The following is a 17,058-nucleotide window of genomic DNA, read 5'->3' on the forward strand; positions in this document are numbered from 1 at the left end:
GACTTGCGGACACGACTCCCTGACTTGCGGACACGACTCCCTGACTTGCGGACACGACTCCCTGACTTGCGGACACGACTCCCTGACTTGCGGACACGGCTCCCTGACTTGCGGACACGGCTTCGACGTCAGGCTCGGGTCTTCTGCGGGGCGGGTTCGTAGCGGGCGTGCCGTCGCGTGAAGCTCGCCGTGCCCGACGTGAGCGATCGCAGGTCGACGGCGTAGCGCACCAGCTCGCTCGCGGGCACCTCCGCGCGCACGACGCTGCTGGGGCCGGTGCCGCCCTCGCGTGATTCGGTCCCGAGCACCCGGCCCCGGCGGGAGGACAGGTCGCCGAGCACCGCGCCGAGGAAAGAGTCGGGCAGCAGGACGGTCACCTCGTCGAGCGGCTCCAGCGTCACCAGCCCCGCCGCGGCGGCGGCGTCCTTCACGGCCAGCGCACCCGCGGTGGCGAACGCGGCGTCGGAAGAGTCCACGCTGTGTGCCTTGCCGTCGATCAGGGTGACCCGGACGTCCACCACGGGGTCGGCCGAGCCGATGCCGTGATCGAGCTGTGCCCGGACCCCCTTCTCGACACTGGGGATGAACTGGTGGGGCACGACCCCGCCGACGATCCGGTCGGCGAACTCCACGCCGGCGCCGCGTTCCAGCGGCTCCACCGACACGTCGCACACGGCGTACTGCCCGTGCCCGCCGGACTGCTTGACGTGCCGCCCGTGCCCGGTGGCCGGGCCCGCGAAGGTCGTCCGCCTGCTGACGCGCACGGGCTCGGTGGTCACGTCGGCGCCGCCCGAGCGCAGCGCCGACAGCACGACGTCGGCGTGCGCCTCACCCATGCACCACAGCACGAGCTGGTGGGTGTCGGCGTTGCGTTCGAGCCGCAGGGTCGGGTCGCCCGCGACGAGCCGGGCGAGGTTGCGGGCGAGGGCGTCCTCGTCGCTGCGGGTCTGCGCGGCGACCGCCACCGGCAGGAGGGGTTCCGGCATCTCCCACGGCCGGATGAGCAGTGGTTCGTCCGGTGCGGACACGGTGTCGCCCGTCTCGGCCGAGGTCAGTTTGGTCAGGGCGCACACGTCGCCGGCCACGCAGTGCGACACCTCCCGCAGTGCCGCGCCGAGTGGCGAGTACAGGTGGGCGACGCGCTCGTCGGCATCGTGGTCGTCGTGGCCCCGCTCGGCGAATCCGTGCCCGCTGACATGCACGGCGCGCTCGGCCCGCAGCGTTCCGGAGAAAACCCGCACCAGCGACACCCGGCCGACGTAGGAGTCGACGGCGGTGTGGACGACCTCCGCCGCGAGCGGGCCGTCGGGGTCGGTGGCCAGGCGGGGACGGGGGACTCCCGTCGGCGACGTCGCCTCGGGCGGCGGATGTTCCAGCGGCGAGGGGAAGGCGCGGGCGATCCCGTCGAGGATCTCGGCGGTGCCGAGGCCCGTCTCCGCGCACGCCGGGATCACCGGGTGGAACGTGCCTTTGGCCACGGCCCGCTCCAGATCGGCGATCAGGGTGTCCTCGGTGATCACCTCGCCCGCGAGGTAGCGATCGAGCAGCGTCTCGTCCTCGCTCTCGGCGATGATCCCCTCGATCAGGGTGTCGCGGGCGTCGTCGGCCCGGTCGGCCTCCGCCTCCGCCAGCGGTCCGCGCGCCGGCGGAGCCCCGGCCGAGTAGTCGTAGCGCGTGCGCGTGATGAGTCCGAGCAGCGCCGTCGGATCACCGGCCGAGGGCAGATAGAGCGGCAGGACGCCGCTGCCGAACGCCTCCTGGCACGCTGCCACGGTCGCACCGACGTCGGCACGTGCGTGGTCGAGCCGGGACACGACGACCGCGCGGGGCAGGTTCACGGCCGCGCACTCCTCCCACAGCGAGACGGTGGCGGGGTCGATGCCGTGCCCTGCGCTGACGACGAACAGCGCGGCGTCGGCCGCACGGAGCCCGGCCCGGACCTCGCCGACGAAGTCGGCATAGCCGGGAGTGTCGACGAGGTTGATCTTGACGTCGCCGTGGACCACGGGAGCCACGGCCACGCCGACCGAGCGTTGTTGCCGGACGGCTGCGGGGTCGTGGTCGCACACGGTGGTGCCGTCGGCGACCGAGCCGGGCCGGTTCACGGCACCGGCGGTCACGAGCAGAGCCTCGGTGAGCGTGGTCTTGCCCGAGCCCGACGGTCCCACGAGTGCGACGTTGCGTACGTTGCCGGGATCGTCGACGGCGACCCCGGCCGAGTTTCTCGGGTTCCTGTCGGCCATCGTGGCCACCTCCGACTCTCGCACACGTCGTGTCCTCCATCACACGCCCGAACGGTTCCCGGGGCAAGGCGGGCGTCGTGGTCCGCCCCGAGGGGCGGCGAAAGTGGCCTTCCGGAATACGCGGTCAATGGACACCGGTAGCGGTCCACGTCGGGCCTACGCTGGAGGTGTCCCGTTGGAGAGAACCGTGCCGTGGAAAGGCCCTGCCGTGTCGAACGCCCAGCCCAGCGACGTTGTCGAACCCCGGACCGGTACCGCGCGGGTCAAGCGCGGGATGGCGGAGATGCTCAAGGGCGGCGTGATCATGGATGTCGTCACCCCCGACCAGGCGAAGATCGCCGAGGACGCCGGGGCGGTCGCCGTGATGGCGCTGGAGCGGGTGCCCGCCGACATCCGCGCCCAGGGCGGGGTGGCGCGGATGAGCGACCCCGACCTGATCGACGGCATCGTGTCCGCCGTGTCGATCCCGGTCATGGCGAAGGCGCGGATCGGCCACTTCATGGAGGCGCGGGTCCTGCAGTCCCTCGGTGTGGACTACGTCGACGAGTCCGAGGTACTCACCCCGGCCGACTACGCCAACCACATCGACAAGTGGGCCTTCACGGTGCCGTTCGTCTGTGGTGCCACGAACCTCGGCGAGGCGTTGCGCCGCATCACCGAGGGCGCTGCCATGATCCGCTCGAAGGGTGAGGCCGGGACCGGTGACGTGTCCAACGCGACCACGCACATGCGGCAGATCCGTGCCCAGTTGCGCGGGCTCGCGGCCCTGCCGGAGGACGAGCTCTACGTCGCGGCCAAGGAGTTGCAGGCGCCGTACGAGCTGGTCAGGGAGGTCGCCGCGACGGGTTCACTGCCCGTGGTCCTGTTCACCGCGGGTGGGATCGCCACCCCGGCCGATGCGGCGATGATGATGCAGCTCGGCGCCGAGGGCGTGTTCGTCGGGTCGGGCATCTTCAAGTCGGGTGACCCCGCCCGGCGCGCCGAGGCCATCGTGAAGGCGACGACGTTCCACGACGACCCCGACGTCATCGCCAAGGTCTCGCGCGGGCTGGGTGAGGCGATGGTGGGCATCAACGTGGACGACGTGCCGGAGCCGCACCGCCTGGCCGAACGCGGCTGGTGAACGAGGCGAGTCGCCCATCCCGCCGTATGTGACGCGCGGCATGATCTCGCAGCCTGGTTACAACAGGGGTGGCCAGGCTGCGAGACGCCGCTCGTCGCACAGTGAGGAAAGCTGCCCTCACCGCGGTCTACTTCGTCTCGTTCGGGTTGCTGGTGTGCACCTGCTCCAGGAAGACCGTGCGGCCATGGACGTAGAACCAGATGCGCGCGGTGGCGAAGCGGATCTCGTACTCGCTCTTCCTCGCCGGTCGGGGTACCAGTTCACCCTTCTTCGCGGCCGCCACGACTACGGACGCTCCACGGTCTCGTCGTCGAGCCACTCTGCCTCGGCGCTGCGGAGCCCGGCAGCGATGGCGGTCGCCGTCTCCTTCCAGGACGTCAGCTCCGCGATCGCGAGGTGGGGCTGGTCGGTGGAGAACGAGGCGCGGGCAGCGTTCACCAGGTCCTGCGCGCAGGCTTCTCGGTCCGCCGGCGACAGCGCACGCATCCAGGGGAAGACCCTGGACATGCGCTCGGCGAACGGCCCGTTGTCGTCGAGGGTGACGGTGATGAGCTGTGCGGCGAAGTTTAGCAGCTGAGACCGGCCCTCGGCCTCGCGCTGCGACATCAGCACCAGTGACTCGTCGTCGCGCCGGGTCACCGTCACAGGGTGCTCCTCGGCCTCGGCGAAGACCTCGGCGGAGTGCTTGCTCAGATCCGAGGAGCGTCGGGTCCAGGCGGGGAGGTCTGCTGCGATGGACATGGATCTGTAGTGTTCCGAACACGTTCGGAAGTCCACATCGGCCACCGGAATCGCTGGTGCCCCGGCCTCCCGGCGGCGGCCGTCACGTGTGCAGCGGATGGGTCGGTGAGTCGCCCCCGGCTTCGCGGGCGTGGGCGAGCAGGGCGGGGTAGTCGGTGGCGATGCCCTGGAGCAGCGTCTCCACCGCCGTCTCGATGTCCCGTTCCGTGACGGGCGCGTGCCCGAACAGGATCCGGTAGTGGACGAGTGAGCCGAGCAGGTCCACCGCGAGGTCGAGGTCGACGTCGTCGCGCAGGTCGCCGCGGTCCCTGGCGGAGCGCAGCATGTGCCCGACGGCGCAGCGGGGCGGCTCGAACAGGGTGTTCAGCAGCTCCGCCCGCAGTTCGGGACGTCCGGCGCAGTCGGCCAGCAGCGAGCCGAGGACGTCGGGTGGCATCCGGCCGAAGGCCGCCACGAACACGCTGAGCCCCTCTCCGAGATCGCACAGGGTGCAGCCGGTGTCCGGCACCGTGACGTCGCCGAGCTGGCGGGCCAGGGCGGCGAGCACGAGGTGCTGCCGGGTGGGCCATCGCCGGTAGATCGACGGCTTGGTCGTTCCGGCGCGCCGGGCCACCTGTTCGAGCGTGAGGCGGCTGTAGCCGACCTCGCCAAGGACGGCGAGGGTGGCGTTGAGCAGTGCCGTGTCGAGGTGGGTGTCGCGCGGTCTGCCCGAGCCGCCGTGGCGCTGAGGGGCTTGCATGGAAACTCATCCTAGCTTTAGGTTACGAGTCGTATCGTAACTGAAAGGCGAACGCCCATGCGACCGAATCCCACGGCCGCCGGAGCACGCGAGTGGACGGCGCTGGCCGTGCTCACGCTGCCGGCCCTCCTGCTGTCCATCGACAACACCGTGCTCGTCCTCGCGCTGCCCGAGCTCAGCGCCGACCTGCGCCCGAGTCCGACCCAGCAGCTGTGGATCATGGACAGCTACGGCTTCCTCATCGCCGGATTCCTGGTCACGATGGGTGCGCTGGGCGATCGGGTCGGCAGGCGGCGGGTCCTGCTCACCGGTGCCGCGGCGTTCGGGGTGGCGTCCGTGGTGGCGGCCTACTCGGGAAGCGCGGAAATGCTCATCGCGGCGCGCATGGCGCTCGGGATCGCGGCGGCCACGCTGATGCCGTCGTCACTGGCCCTGCTCACCACCGTGTTCGTCGACGCGAAGCAGCGTGGCCTCGCCGTCGGGGTGTTCATCGGCGGCTTCATGGCGGGTGCGGCGCTCGGTCCGCTGGTCGGGGGCGCGCTGCTGGAGTCCTTCTGGTGGGGCGCGGTCTTTCTCGTCAACGTGCCGGTGATGCTGTTGCTGCTGCTCGTCGGGCCCGCCCTGCTGCCGGAGGGGCGGGGCAGCGGGACCGGCTCGCTCGACCCCCTCAGCGTGCTGCTGTCGCTCGCCACGGTCCTCCCGGTCGTCTACGGCCTCAAGGAGCTGGCCACCGAGCCGGGCGTGCTCGCCGTGGTGGCCCTGCTCGCGGGACTGGTCACGGGCGCGGTGTTCGTGCGCAGGCAGCGGCGGCTGGCCGAACCGCTGCTGGACCTTCGCCTGCTCGAACGGCCCGCCGTGCGCGCCGTCGTCGGGCTCTCGGTGGCCGTCATGCTCGTGCAGGGCGGTGCCTACCTGCTGATGGGCCAGTTTCTCCAGCTCGTCCGGGGCCTGACGCCCTGGGAATCGGGTCTGGTCCTGGTCGCTCCCGCGCTGGCACTGGTGGCGGGTTCCCTGCTCTCTCCCGTGCTGGCGCGGCGGTGGCGTCCCGGCACGGTGCTGGCCTGCGGGCTGGCCGTGGCGGCGGCCGGGTTCGCCGGACTGGCCACGGTCGACGTCACCGGGTCGCTGACCATGACGGTCGTCGCGCTCGCCGTGGCCTTCGGCGGGATGGCGCCGGTCGGCGCGCTCGGTGCCGACCTGGTGCTCGGGTCCGCGCCGCCCTCGCGAGCCGGGGGTGCGTCGTCGGTGGTGGAGACGGCGGGGGAGCTGGGCATCGCGCTCGGCATGGCCGCACTCGGCACCGTCTCCGCCGTGCTCTACCGGTCCGCGCTCGCCCCGTCGGAGGGCGCGGGGACGTTGGCCGACGTGGTGGCCGATGCGGGAGCGAGCCCGGCGGCGGCGGCCCTGCTGCCCGCGGCGCGGGAGGCGTTCACCGGGGCTCTCGCCACGGTGGCCGTGGGCATCGCGGTGCTGTGTGTCGTCCTCGCGGCCGTCGTGCCGCGAGCGCTGCGCACCGTGGCTCCGGTCGGTGCCACGCCCGACACGACCGACACCGCCGACACCGCCGACGCCCGTGCCGAGTGATGCGGGGCGGGCTCGGGGTGCTCAGCCGTGTTCGGACACCATCACGGCGAGTGTGCCGGGCTCCAGTGCCTTGAAGACATGGCCGACATCGCCGGGATAGGCGATGTAGTCGCCGGGGCCCAGCTCGACGGGGTCGTCGAGCAGCCCCACCAGGGCGCGGCCCGCCGACAGCACGACGTGCTCCACGGTGCCCGGGGGATGTGGGTCGGACTCCCTCGGGCGGCCGGGCTCGGCCTGGATGAGGTACAGATCCCTGCGGGCGTGGGGCGGGGTAGGGGACAGCAGCGTGGCGACGTAGTCGGCGCGCTCGGCGGCGAATCGCGGGCCCTCACCCGCCCGCACCAGCCGCACCGACGGCCTCGGCGGCTGCACGAGCTGGGTGAACGGAACGCTCAGCGCGGTGCTCAGTGCCCAGATGGTCTCGACGCTGGGGTTTCCCGTCCCCGATTCGAGCTGGGACAGCGTCGACTTGGCGATGCCGGCTCTGCGGGCCAGCTCGGTCAGCGAGAGTCCCGCCCTGGCGCGTTCCTTCTGCAGTGAGGCCGCGATGGCCGCGAGCGGCGCGCCACCACCGCCGGTCGCGTGCTGCGTGTCTTCCGCCACGTCGTTCGCTCCACAAGTCATATCGTTCGGCTTGACGAACACCTGCCCGTGTGTTCAGTATAGAAGCCGTGCGTTCGATATGGCGAACCCTGGACCGGGACCTCGCGCGCGACATCGCGCTGGTGTGTCTCGCCGACGCGATCGTCGGCCTCTCGTTCGGGGCGATCACGGTCGGTGCCGACCTGCCGGTGTGGCTGCCGATGCTGCTCTCTCTGGTGGTCTTCGCCGGAGCCGCGCAGTTCCTGTTCGTCGGTCTCGTGGCCTCGGGTGGCAACCCCGTGGCGGCCGTGGTCGCGGGCCTGCTCGTCAACGCCCGGCACGTGCCGTTCGGATTCGCCGTGAGCGACCTGCTCGGCACCAGGACACTCACCCGCCTCGCCGGGACCCACCTCATGATCGACGAGACCGTGGCGTTCGCGCTCGCCCAGCGCGAGCCCGCCCGTCGCAGAGCCGCCTACTGGGCCTGCGGCATCGGGCTGTTCGTCACGTGGAATCTGGGCGTACTCGCGGGCGCCTTCCTCGGTGCGGCGGTCTCCGACACCGCCGCACTCGGCCTCGACGCGGCGTTCCCCGCCGTCCTGCTCGCCCTGGTCCTGCCGTCGTTGCGAGACGCGGGCACGCGCCGCGCGGTGCTCGTGGGCGTGGCCGTGGCCCTGGCCACCGCGCCGTTCGTCCCGGCGGGGCTGCCGGTCCTGTTCGGGCTGATCGGCATCGTGGCCGTGCTGCGCCGCGACGCCGACCGGCCAGCCCCGGCGAGTCCGGCGTCGGAGCGCCCCGTGCGAGAGGACTCGACGTCATGCTGAGCCCTGCCTCCCTGCTCGCGGCCACCGCCGTGCTCGGCGCGGGGACGTTCGCGTTCCGCGCCGCGGGACCGTTGCTCCGTGCCCGCGTCCGGCTCTCGCCGAGGCTGGAACGCCTCTTCGCCGTGTCGGCCGTCGTGCTGCTGGCTTCGCTCGTGGCGACGTCGGCGCTGCTGGAGGGTGCCGAGTTCGCGGGCTGGGCCCGGCCCGCCGGCGTCGCCGTCGGCGGCGTCCTCGCGTGGCGCAAGGCGCCCTTCGTGGTGGTCGTGCTGGCCGCGGCGGCGACCGCGGCCGGGCTGCGCCTGCTGGGTGTGCCCTGACGGGTGGTCTCCCTCCCGCGACCACTAGGCTTGACCAGCAGTGATCGTCGGAAGAGGTGGCGCCGGTGTCCCAGCAGCCCCGGATCGGGGTGCTCGCACTCCAGGGTGACGTGCGCGAGCACACCGCCATGCTGCACCGCGCGGGCGCCGCGGTGCGGCCTGTCCGCAGGCCCGCCGAACTCGCCGAGGTCGACGGACTGGTGCTGCCCGGCGGCGAGTCGACCGCGATGTCCCGGCTGCTCGCGTCGTTCGACCTGCTCGACCCGCTGCGCGACCGCCTCAGGGCCGGGCTCCCGGTCTTCGGGTCGTGCGCCGGGATGGTGCTGCTGGCCAGACAGGTGCTCGACGGCAGGCCCGACCAGCACCAGCTCGACGCGCTCGACGTCGTCGTCCGGCGCAACGCCTTCGGCAGGCAGGTCGACTCGTTCGAGGCGGACCTCGACGTCACGGGCGTCGAGGGGGGAGCGGTCCACGCCGTGTTCATCCGGGCTCCGTGGGTGGAGAAGGTGGGAGAGGGCGTCGAGATCCTGGCGAGGGTGGGCGACGACACCGCAGCCGGTGGGGCTGCCGATAGGATCGTGGCCGTTCGGCAGGGGACGGTGCTCGCCACCTCGTTCCATCCCGAGCTGACCGGGGACGACCGGATTCATCGGCTTTTCGTTCGTACCGTGTCCGACGTCGCGTGAACGCGCAGGAGAGTTGGAGGAGAGATGAGCGGCCACTCCAAGTGGGCCACCACCAAGCACAAGAAGGCCGCCCTCGATGCCAAGCGTGGCAAGCTGTTCGCGAAGCTCATCAAGAACATCGAGGTCGCCGCGCGGACGGGCGGGGGTGACCCCGACGCCAATCCGACGCTGTACGACGCCATCCAGAAGGCCAAGCGCAACTCCGTTCCGCAGGACAACATCGAGCGGGCACGCAAGCGTGGCGCCGGCGAGGAGGCCGGTGGCGCCGAGTGGCAGAACACCATGTACGAGGGCTACGCGCCCGGTGGTGTCGCGGTGCTGATCGAGTGCCTGACCGACAACAAGAACCGCGCGGCCTCCGAGGTGCGCACGGCTCTGACACGCAACGGCGGGTCGCTGGCCGACGCCGGGTCGGTGTCCTATCTGTTCACCCGCAAGGGCGTCGTGCTCATGCCGAAGAACTCCCTGTCCGAGGACGACGTCCTGCTGGCCGTGCTCGACGCGGGCGCCGAGGAGGTCAACGACCTCGGCGAGAGTTTCGAGATCGTGTCGGAGGCGGGTGACATGGTCGCCGTGCGCACCGCGTTGCAGGAGGCGGGCTACGAGTACGAGTCGGCGGACGCCAACTTCCTGCCGTCGGTCACCGTGCCGCTCGACGCCGACCACGCCCGCAAGGTGTTCCGGCTCATCGACGCGCTCGAGGACTGCGACGACGTGCAGAACGTCTACTCCAATTTCGACGTCAGCGACGAGGTGCTGGCCGAAGTCGGCTGAGGTGGTGGGCGAAGCACGGGGGGATACGGCACAATGTCGGCCGTGACTGCGGAGACCGGCCTCGACAGCGACCACGAACTCGCCTCGGACGAGGAACTCAGGGAGTGGATCGTCGCGCAGGCCGAGCAACGCGGCAACGCGGTGATCACCGTGCCCACCGACGACCACGGTGCCGGATACGCCTTCACGGTGTGCGCCTGGGCCATGCACGGCGTCCCGGAGGCGGTGGTCGTCGGGCTCCCGGTCGAGTGGGCGACGGTGTTGCTCGACGCCTACGTCGACCGTGCGGCCACGGGGGAGCGGTTCGAGTACGGGGGCCGCTACGACGACTTCTTCGACGGTGTTCCGGTGACGTTCGAGAAGGTCGCGACGGGGCACTACCCGGAGTTCTTCGGCAGCGCGTTCCTCGTCTACCCGGAGGGCGAGTTCCCCGCGGTCCAGATCATCGTGCCGACGCCCGACGGTCACTGGCCCTGGTCCCCGGACGCACCCGAGGGGTTCCGGGCATGGCAACCGGTGCTGACGGTCAGCGGCGCGCCGGAGAGCTGGACGCCGGGCACCGACGGTCCCTGAGCCCGGTGTCCACACGGGACGCCGGCCGTGTCCGCAGCCCGCGTAGCCGTGTCCGCAGTTCCCGTAGCTGTGTCCGCAGCTCACGTCGTCGTGTCCGCGTTTCCCGTCGCTCCGGCGTGTTCCGGGGCGGCGGGGTGGGGGCGGAACGGTAGCCTTCGACATCGAACTGGTGTTCGCGGGAAAGGACGGCCTCGGTGCGCGTGCTGGGTGTGGACCCCGGGCTGACCCGGTGCGGCCTGGGGGTCGTCGACGGGGGCCTCGGGAGGTCGGTCACGTGCGTGGCCGTGGACGTGGTGCGCACGCCCGCGGAGGCGGAACTCTCGCAGCGGCTGCTGCGGATCGCCGACGCCGTGGAAGAGTGGCTCGACTTCCACCGCCCCGACGTCGTCGCGGTGGAGCGGGTCTTCAGCCAGCACAACGTCAGGACGGTGATGGGCACGGCACAGGCCGGTGGAGTGGTCGCGTTGTGCGCGGCCCGGCGGGACCTCCCGGTCGCGTTCCACACCCCCAGCGAGGTGAAGGCGGCGATCACGGGGTCGGGCCGCGCGGACAAGGCCCAGGTGACCACCATGGTGACGCGGGTGCTGCGGTTGGCGCGGAAGCCGAGTCCGGCCGACGCCGCCGACGCGCTCGCACTGGGGATCTGTCACCTGTGGCGGGAACCGATGCGGGCGCGCCTCGCGGAGGCCGAGGCCAGGGCTGCCGAGCTGGCCCGCACCCATCGGGCGCGCCTGGCCGCGGCGGCCCGCAGAAAACGGGAGACGGGAGCGACATCGTGATTTCCTCGATCCGGGGCGAGGTGCTGTCCGTCGGGCTCGATCATGCGGTGATCGAGGTCGGCGGCATGGGCTTCGCCGTGCAGGCGACGCCGGCGACACTGGCGACGCTGCGCAGGGGCACCGAGGCCCAGCTGCACACCGCGCTGGTGGTGCGCGAGGACGCGCTGACCCTGTTCGGCTTCGCGGGCGCCGAGGCGCGGGAGCTGTTCGGACTGCTCCAGACGGTCTCGGGCATCGGGCCCCGGCTCGCGCTGGCCGCGCTCGCGGTGCTGGAACCGGAGAAGCTGTGCGCCGCGCTGTCGGACGGCAACGTCACGGTACTCACCCAGGTTCCCGGCATCGGTCGGAAAGGCGCCGAACGTCTGATCATCGAGCTGAGGGACAAGGTCGCCGCGCTGGGCGGTGAGCCCGAGCCGTCGGCACCGGCGGGCGCGGCCGGTGCCGTGCGCGCCGACGTCGTCGAGGCGCTGGTGGGGCTCGGTTTCGCGGCCAGACAGGCCGAGCAGGCGGTCGACCGGGTCGCACCCGACGGCGCGGGGGACACCGCCGGGGTACTGCGGGCCGCGCTGGCCACGCTCGGCAGGAAGAAGTGAGGCGGCTCCGTGCACGACGATGACCTGGATGACGCGCCCGCCACCGCGGCGGCCGACGAGGCGCCGTTGTCGGCCGTGGCCCAGCACGGCGAGCGGGAGGTCGAGACGGCGCTGCGGCCCCGCACCCTCGCGGACTTCGTCGGGCAGCCCCGGGTGCGCGAGCAGCTCCAGCTCGTGCTGGAAAGCGCACGCAGGCGCGGCGTGCCGCCGGATCACGTCCTGTTGTCGGGCCCGCCCGGGCTCGGCAAGACCAGCCTCGCCATGATCGTCGCCTCGGAGCTGGACCGGGCCATCCGCATCACGTCGGGGCCCGCGTTGGAGAAGGCGGGCGATCTCGCGGCGATGCTGTCGAACCTCGCCGAGGGCGACGTCCTGTTCATCGACGAGATCCACCGCATCGCCCGGCCTGCCGAGGAGATGCTGTACCTGGCCATGGAGGACTTCCGGGTCGACGTCGTGGTCGGCAAGGGCCCCGGCGCGACGAGTATTCCGCTCGAGATTCCGCCGTTCACCCTGGTCGGTGCCACGACGAGGTCGGGGGCGCTGACGGGGCCGCTGCGCGACCGGTTCGGTTTCACCGGCCAGATGGAGTTCTACAGCTCCGGGGAGCTGGAGCAGGTCCTGGCCCGCTCGGCCGCCATCCTCGACATCGCACTCGACGCCGAGGGCCGCGCCGAGGTCGCGCGGCGCTCCCGGGGCACCCCCCGCATCGCCAACCGCCTGCTGCGGCGCGTGCGCGACTACGCCGAGGTGCGCGCCGACGGCCGGGCGACGCTGCCCGTGGTGCGTGCGGCGCTGGAGGTCTACGACGTCGACGAACTCGGCCTCGACCGGCTTGACCGGGCGGTGCTCGGCGCGCTCGTGCGTTCCTTCGGCGGCGGGCCCGTGGGCGTGTCGACACTCGCGGTCGCGGTGGGTGAGGAGCCCGGCACGGTCGAGGAGGTGTGTGAGCCCTATCTCGTCCGGGCGGGTATGCTCGCTCGGACGCCACGCGGCCGGGTCGCCACCGGGTTGGCGTGGGAGCACCTCGGATTGGGGCCTCCGGCCGAACCGGGAGGGGTTGACGTCACGTCGGCGTCCCTGTTCGACTGAGAGAACGCCGAGGTGTGCGCCACCGGTGCTCGATTTCTCGACAGCACCTGGCACACTCGAGAACAGCACATCCGGACACAACTCGGACGTCACACGGCCCTCGGGGGGGTGTGGCGCGAATGGAGAACCATGGACGGCCTTATCCTGCCGCTGCTGTTGATGCTTGTCGTCGCGCTGCCGCTCATTCTGAGCACGCGCAAGCAGAAGCGGCTCATGGCCGAGCAGCAGGAGATGCAGAACGCGCTGAGCGAGGGCGACCGCGTGATGACCACGTCTGGTCTCTACGCCACGGTCGCGGACGCGAGCGACGACACCACCATCGACCTCGAGATCGCCGAGGGTGTGGTGACGACCTGGCTGCGGCAGGGCGTGCGTGAGCGGATCGTCCCGACGACGGAGGCCGACGAGGCCGACGAGGCCGACGCCGACGAGGCCGGGGACATCGCCGAGCCGGTCGAGACCGCGCAGGACGACACCACCGCCAAGGCCACCGCCTCCGCCGACGACGCCACGGGTGCCCAGGTCGCGGCCCCGCTGGAACACGGCAAGAAGTAGTCCCAAAGCGGGAGAGCACCGGCGTCGCGGACGCCGGTGCGGGTCACCTTTTGCGTTCGCCCAGCGCCGAGTAGGGTCTCGGTGCTGGGCGCGTTCGTGACCTCGCGGTCCGTGAACCGCCCGCCGAACTGACAAGCCGTCGAATCGAGGAGAGCGACCGACCGTGGCACCACCGGCCGGGCAGATTCGCCCGGGACGCTACTTCGCGTTTTTCGTCGTGATCGTCGCCGCGCTGTACTCGCTGGTGTTCTTCACCGGTGACGGCAGCCCGACGCCGAAACTCGGAATCGATCTGAAGGGTGGCACGCGGGTCACGCTGACGGCGCGGACCCCCGACGGGTCGGACCCCTCGCGCGAGCAGCTCCAGCAGGCGCGGCAGATCATCGAGAACCGGGTCAACGGCATCGGTGTCAGCGGCGCCGAGGTGCTGCTCGACGGCAGCAACGTCGTCATCACGGTGCCGGGCGAGGAGGGCGAGCAGGCCAAGACACTCGGCCAGACCGCCCAGCTCGCGTTCCGGCAGGTGATCGCGGCGGTGCCGGCCGGTGCGGCAGGCAACCAGCAGCCCGATCCCGGGGCGGGCTCCGGTGACGAGGGTGATGCCGGTGACGAGGGTGCGCCGCCGGGTTCGGGAAGCGGCGACGGCGAGCAGGGCTCGGGTGACCAGGGCTCCGCTGACGAGGCCGACGGCGCCGACACCGGTGACAGCGCCAACGACGGCGAGCAGGGTCAGGGTGGCGGTGGCAGCCCGCCGGGCGTCGTGCCCGCGCAGCAGCCCGACGACCCTGACGGTGACGGTCAGGGCGGCGACAACGGTCAGGACGGGCAGGGGCAGTCGCTCCAGGACGAGACGGCCCAGCAGATCCAGGAGGCCCGGCAGTGGCGGCAGGCACCGGATCTCGTGCCCGCCGATCCCACCGACCAGGCCGCGATGCAGCAGGCGCAGCAGGTGCAGCAGCAGGCACTCGCCCGCCTGAACTGTGACCCCGGCACGCTGGACCCGCTGGCGGGTAACGACGCGCCGGACCGTCCGCTGGTCGCCTGTAACCAGGACGGCACCGAGAAGTACGTGCTCTCGCCGGTGTTCCTCGAGGGCACCAACATCCAGGATGCGACGGCGACCTACAACCAGCAGCAGGGCGGCTGGGTGGTCAACCTGTCGTTCGACTCGCGCGGTGCCGACATCTGGGCCGACTTCACGGCCCAGAACATCGGCTCGCAGGCCGCCTTCGTGCTGGACACCGAGGTGGTCTCCGCACCGTCGATCAACGAGGCCATCGCGGGTGGCGACACCCAGATCAGCGGCCAGTTCGGACAGAGTGAGGCGCAGGATCTCGCCGACGTGCTGAAGTACGGCTCGCTGCCGCTGTCGTTCGAGTCGTCCGACGCCACCACGGTCTCGGCCACGCTCGGGTTGGCCACGCTGCAGGCGGGGCTCATCGCGGGCGCGGTCGGGCTGGCGCTCGTGTTCGTGTACTGCCTGTTCTACTACCGCATTCTCGGTGTGCTGACGGTGTTGTCGCTGGCACTGTCGGCGACCATCGTCTATGCCATGCTGGTGCTGCTGGGGCGCTGGATCGGGTACACGCTCGACATCGCGGGAGTGGTCGGCTTCATCGTCGCCATCGGTGTCACGGCCGACTCGTTCGTCGTGTACTTCGAGCGGCTGAAGGACGAAATGCGGGAGGGCAGAACCTTCCGCTCCGCGGTCCCGAGGGGCTGGGCGAAGGCCCGGCGCACGATTCTCGCCTCCGACGCGGTCATGTTCCTCGCGGCCGGTGTGCTCTACGTGCTCGCGGTCGGTGAGGTGAAGGGCTTCGCGTTCACGCTGGGCATGTCCACGGTCCTCGACCTGATCGTCGTGTTCCTCGTGACGCACCCGCTGGTGGCGATGGTGTCCCGGTCGAAGCGGCTGTCGAGCCCCAAGCTCTCCGGTCTCGGCGCGGTGCAGCAGATCGGCACCAGCCGCAGGACCACGGTCCGCACCAGCATGAAGGAGGCGTGACGTGGGCGAGACCCCGAACACCATGAACGCCACGGGCGAGGTGCCCGTGAAGCAGTCCGTCTTCCAGCGTCTCTACACCGGCACCGGGGCCTTCGACATCGTCGGGAGCCGTCGCCGCTGGTTCGTCTTCTTCGGCCTGCTGATGCTGATCAGCGTCGGCTCGATGGGGCTCAAGGGCTTCAACTTCGGCATCGAGTTCGAGGGCGGTACGCAGATCCAGCTGCCCGCGCAGGGAGCGAACGGCCCGATCAGCACCGAGGACGCGGGCGACGCGTTCGCCGACGCGCTGGGCCGCAACCCGGTCGAAACCCAGCAGGTCGGAACCGGGGGCTCCGCCGCGATCCAGCTCCGGTCCTCGACCCTAGAACCGGCCGAGGTCGCGCAGGTCAAGCAGGCCATGTTCGCCGAGCTGCAGCCGATCGGCGCCGACGGGGAGCCGAGCAGGCAGGCGATCAGCGACAGCCGGGTCAGCGCGTCCTGGGGCGGTGAGATCTCCCAGCAGGCGCTGATCGCGCTGGCGGTGTTCCTCGTGCTGGTCACCGTCTTTCTCGTGCTCTACTTCGAGAAGTGGATGGCGGTCGCCGCACTGGTGGCGCTGATTCACGACGTGGTGGTGACGGCGGGCCTCTACTCGCTCGTGGGCTTCGAGGTGACGCCCGCCACCGCGATCGGGTTGCTGACGATTCTCGGCTACTCGCTGTACGACACCGTGGTGGTGTTCGACAAGGTCAAGGAGAACACCCGCGGCATCCTCAACCTGACGCGGCGGACCTACGCCGAGGCGGCCAACCTGGCGCTGAACCAGACGTTGATGCGCTCGATCAACACCTCGCTCATCGCCGTCCTGCCCGTGCTGGGGCTGCTGGTGGTCGGCAACCTGCTGCTGGGCTCCGGCACGCTGCAGGACCTGGCGTTGGTGCTGCTCACCGGGATTCTCGCCGGAACGCTGTCGTCGGTGTGCCTGGCGACTCCCGTGCTGGTCGGGTTCAAGATGCGGGAGCCCAAGTTCCGCAAGCAGGCGGAGAAGGTGCGCGCCCGGCGCGAACACCAGGCGCGCAGGCGTGAGGAGAACGGGACCGCTGCGGCACAGGCGGACGAGGACGACCACTTCGACCCCGGCGACGACGAGCAACTCGAGGCCGAACTCCGCCGGGAGAAGGCGTACGCCGCCGCCGCGAGCGTGCCCGCCCGCCACGAGAAGGCTGTGAAAGCGGGGAAGGATTCGGACCAGCGGCGCTCGGGCCGTCCGACGGGGAAGCGGAAGCGGTGACGGGCGGCAACGCACTGGACCGAGCGCTGGACCTCATCACCGAGATTCCCGACTTCCCCGAGCCGGGCGTGCTGTTTCGTGACCTGACGCCGTTGTTCGGTGACCCGTCCGGGTTCGCGCAGGTGATCGACGCGCTCGGTGAGGCCGTCGGCGACGGAGTGGACCGGCTGGCCGCCGTGGAGGCGCGCGGGTTCGTGCTCGCGGCGGCACTCGGCTACGCGCGTGGGCTCGGTGTGGCGCTGGTGCGCAAGCCGGGCAAGCTGCCGAACGTCGCGGGCCGGGTCGACTACGACCTGGAGTACGGGACGGCCACGCTGGAGTTGCCGATCGGATCGGTGCGGCCGGGTGAGCGGGTCGCGGTCGTCGACGACGTGCTCGCCACCGGCGGGACCGTGGCCGCCACGACGGAGCTGCTGCGCACGGCCGGGGCCGAGGTGACCGGCGTGGCGGTGGTGCTGGAGCTCACCGGGCTCGCGGGGCGCGCCCGGCTCGGTGCGGTACCGGTACACGCGCTGCGGTCGGTCTGACCTCCCCATCTGCGGCGCGTTCGCTCCGGTGGGGCGGGGTCCGCACGCCCG

The 17,058-nt window shown here is 71.4% G+C and carries 19 protein-coding genes; 14 read left to right on the forward strand and 5 right to left on the reverse strand.

Features of this window, described 5'->3' with window-relative positions; all coding sequences use genetic code 11:
- Nucleotides 1-128: 128 nt before the first annotated feature.
- The gene (locus FFT09_RS00005) at nucleotides 129-2,243 is read right to left on the reverse strand and encodes an elongation factor G-like protein EF-G2 (protein WP_138381430.1); all 2,115 of its coding nucleotides are present in this window, start codon (nucleotides 2,241-2,243) and stop codon (nucleotides 129-131) included.
- A gap of 208 nt (nucleotides 2,244-2,451) precedes the next feature.
- Here FFT09_RS00005 and pdxS point away from each other — a divergent pair, with 208 nt between their 5' ends.
- Entirely contained in the window at nucleotides 2,452-3,366 is a 915-nt protein-coding gene (pdxS, locus tag FFT09_RS00010; RefSeq protein WP_024873635.1) for a pyridoxal 5'-phosphate synthase lyase subunit PdxS, read from the forward strand.
- 127 nt (nucleotides 3,367-3,493) lie between these two features.
- Here pdxS and FFT09_RS22810 read toward each other — a convergent pair whose 3' ends face one another.
- The 3 genes from FFT09_RS22810 to FFT09_RS00020 all read right to left on the reverse strand — a co-directional run bounded on the left by FFT09_RS22810 (nucleotide 3,494) and on the right by FFT09_RS00020 (nucleotide 4,846).
- Nucleotides 3,494-3,649 carry a hypothetical protein gene (locus FFT09_RS22810; RefSeq protein ID WP_167305305.1) on the reverse strand — a complete coding sequence of 52 codons (156 nt, stop codon included), beginning with the start codon at nucleotides 3,647-3,649 and terminating at the stop codon, nucleotides 3,494-3,496.
- A 2-nt stretch (nucleotides 3,650-3,651) separates the two neighbouring features.
- Nucleotides 3,652-4,107, reverse strand: a complete 456-nt coding sequence (locus FFT09_RS00015) for a prevent-host-death protein (RefSeq protein ID WP_138381431.1) — start codon at nucleotides 4,105-4,107, stop codon at nucleotides 3,652-3,654.
- A gap of 82 nt (nucleotides 4,108-4,189) precedes the next feature.
- Nucleotides 4,190-4,846: a TetR/AcrR family transcriptional regulator gene (locus FFT09_RS00020; protein ID WP_138381432.1), complete on the reverse strand. Its 657-nt coding sequence runs from the start codon at nucleotides 4,844-4,846 to the stop codon at nucleotides 4,190-4,192.
- Nucleotides 4,847-4,903: 57 nt separating this feature from the next.
- Here FFT09_RS00020 and FFT09_RS00025 point away from each other — a divergent pair, with 57 nt between their 5' ends.
- Nucleotides 4,904-6,430, forward strand: coding sequence for an MFS transporter (locus FFT09_RS00025; RefSeq protein ID WP_138381433.1), 1,527 nt, complete (start codon nucleotides 4,904-4,906; stop codon nucleotides 6,428-6,430).
- 21 nt (nucleotides 6,431-6,451) lie between these two features.
- Here the strand turns inward: FFT09_RS00025 and FFT09_RS00030 are convergent, their stop codons facing one another.
- Entirely contained in the window at nucleotides 6,452-7,054 is a 603-nt protein-coding gene (locus tag FFT09_RS00030) for a helix-turn-helix domain-containing protein (RefSeq protein ID WP_138381434.1), read from the reverse strand.
- Nucleotides 7,055-7,101: 47 nt separating this feature from the next.
- Here FFT09_RS00030 and FFT09_RS00035 point away from each other — a divergent pair, with 47 nt between their 5' ends.
- From FFT09_RS00035 to FFT09_RS00090, 12 genes are all read left to right on the forward strand, one after another.
- The gene (locus FFT09_RS00035) at nucleotides 7,102-7,836 is read left to right on the forward strand and encodes an AzlC family ABC transporter permease (protein ID WP_081190342.1); all 735 of its coding nucleotides are present in this window, start codon (nucleotides 7,102-7,104) and stop codon (nucleotides 7,834-7,836) included.
- Nucleotides 7,830-8,153, forward strand: coding sequence for an AzlD domain-containing protein (locus tag FFT09_RS00040; protein ID WP_024873641.1), 324 nt, complete (start codon nucleotides 7,830-7,832; stop codon nucleotides 8,151-8,153). The genes FFT09_RS00035 and FFT09_RS00040 overlap by 7 nt, the downstream gene beginning before the upstream one ends.
- A gap of 65 nt (nucleotides 8,154-8,218) precedes the next feature.
- A complete protein-coding gene (gene pdxT / locus FFT09_RS00045; RefSeq protein ID WP_024873642.1) occupies nucleotides 8,219-8,839 on the forward strand; it encodes a pyridoxal 5'-phosphate synthase glutaminase subunit PdxT in 621 nt (206 codons plus the stop codon).
- A gap of 24 nt (nucleotides 8,840-8,863) precedes the next feature.
- Nucleotides 8,864-9,613 (forward strand): YebC/PmpR family DNA-binding transcriptional regulator, encoded by a 750-nt coding sequence (locus FFT09_RS00050; protein ID WP_024873643.1) that lies wholly within the window; start codon nucleotides 8,864-8,866, stop codon nucleotides 9,611-9,613.
- Nucleotides 9,614-9,646: 33 nt separating this feature from the next.
- Complete coding sequence (locus FFT09_RS00055) at nucleotides 9,647-10,186, forward strand: DUF4262 domain-containing protein (protein ID WP_024873644.1); 540 nt, start codon at nucleotides 9,647-9,649, stop codon at nucleotides 10,184-10,186.
- Between the two features lie 194 nt (nucleotides 10,187-10,380).
- Nucleotides 10,381-10,965: a crossover junction endodeoxyribonuclease RuvC gene (gene ruvC, locus FFT09_RS00060; RefSeq protein WP_024873645.1), complete on the forward strand. Its 585-nt coding sequence runs from the start codon at nucleotides 10,381-10,383 to the stop codon at nucleotides 10,963-10,965.
- Entirely contained in the window at nucleotides 10,962-11,558 is a 597-nt protein-coding gene (gene ruvA, locus FFT09_RS00065) for a Holliday junction branch migration protein RuvA (RefSeq protein ID WP_081190340.1), read from the forward strand. Before ruvC ends, ruvA begins: the two co-directional genes overlap by 4 nt.
- Before the next feature lie 9 nt (nucleotides 11,559-11,567).
- The gene (gene ruvB, locus FFT09_RS00070) at nucleotides 11,568-12,650 is read left to right on the forward strand and encodes a Holliday junction branch migration DNA helicase RuvB (protein ID WP_081190339.1); all 1,083 of its coding nucleotides are present in this window, start codon (nucleotides 11,568-11,570) and stop codon (nucleotides 12,648-12,650) included.
- A 129-nt stretch (nucleotides 12,651-12,779) separates the two neighbouring features.
- On the forward strand, nucleotides 12,780-13,205 hold the full coding sequence (yajC, locus tag FFT09_RS00075) for a preprotein translocase subunit YajC (protein ID WP_138381435.1): 426 nt from the start codon (nucleotides 12,780-12,782) through the stop codon (nucleotides 13,203-13,205).
- Nucleotides 13,206-13,368: 163 nt separating this feature from the next.
- Nucleotides 13,369-15,210, forward strand: a complete 1,842-nt coding sequence (gene secD / locus FFT09_RS00080; protein ID WP_138381436.1) for a protein translocase subunit SecD — start codon at nucleotides 13,369-13,371, stop codon at nucleotides 15,208-15,210.
- 22 nt (nucleotides 15,211-15,232) lie between these two features.
- A complete protein-coding gene (gene secF, locus FFT09_RS00085) occupies nucleotides 15,233-16,480 on the forward strand; it encodes a protein translocase subunit SecF (protein WP_138381978.1) in 1,248 nt (415 codons plus the stop codon).
- Nucleotides 16,477-17,007 carry an adenine phosphoribosyltransferase gene (locus tag FFT09_RS00090; protein WP_037333236.1) on the forward strand — a complete coding sequence of 177 codons (531 nt, stop codon included), beginning with the start codon at nucleotides 16,477-16,479 and terminating at the stop codon, nucleotides 17,005-17,007. Before secF ends, FFT09_RS00090 begins: the two co-directional genes overlap by 4 nt.
- Nucleotides 17,008-17,058 lie beyond the last annotated feature (51 nt).

This window comes from Saccharomonospora piscinae, from assembly GCF_005862235.1.
Lineage (GTDB): Bacteria > Actinomycetota > Actinomycetes > Mycobacteriales > Pseudonocardiaceae > Saccharomonospora > Saccharomonospora piscinae.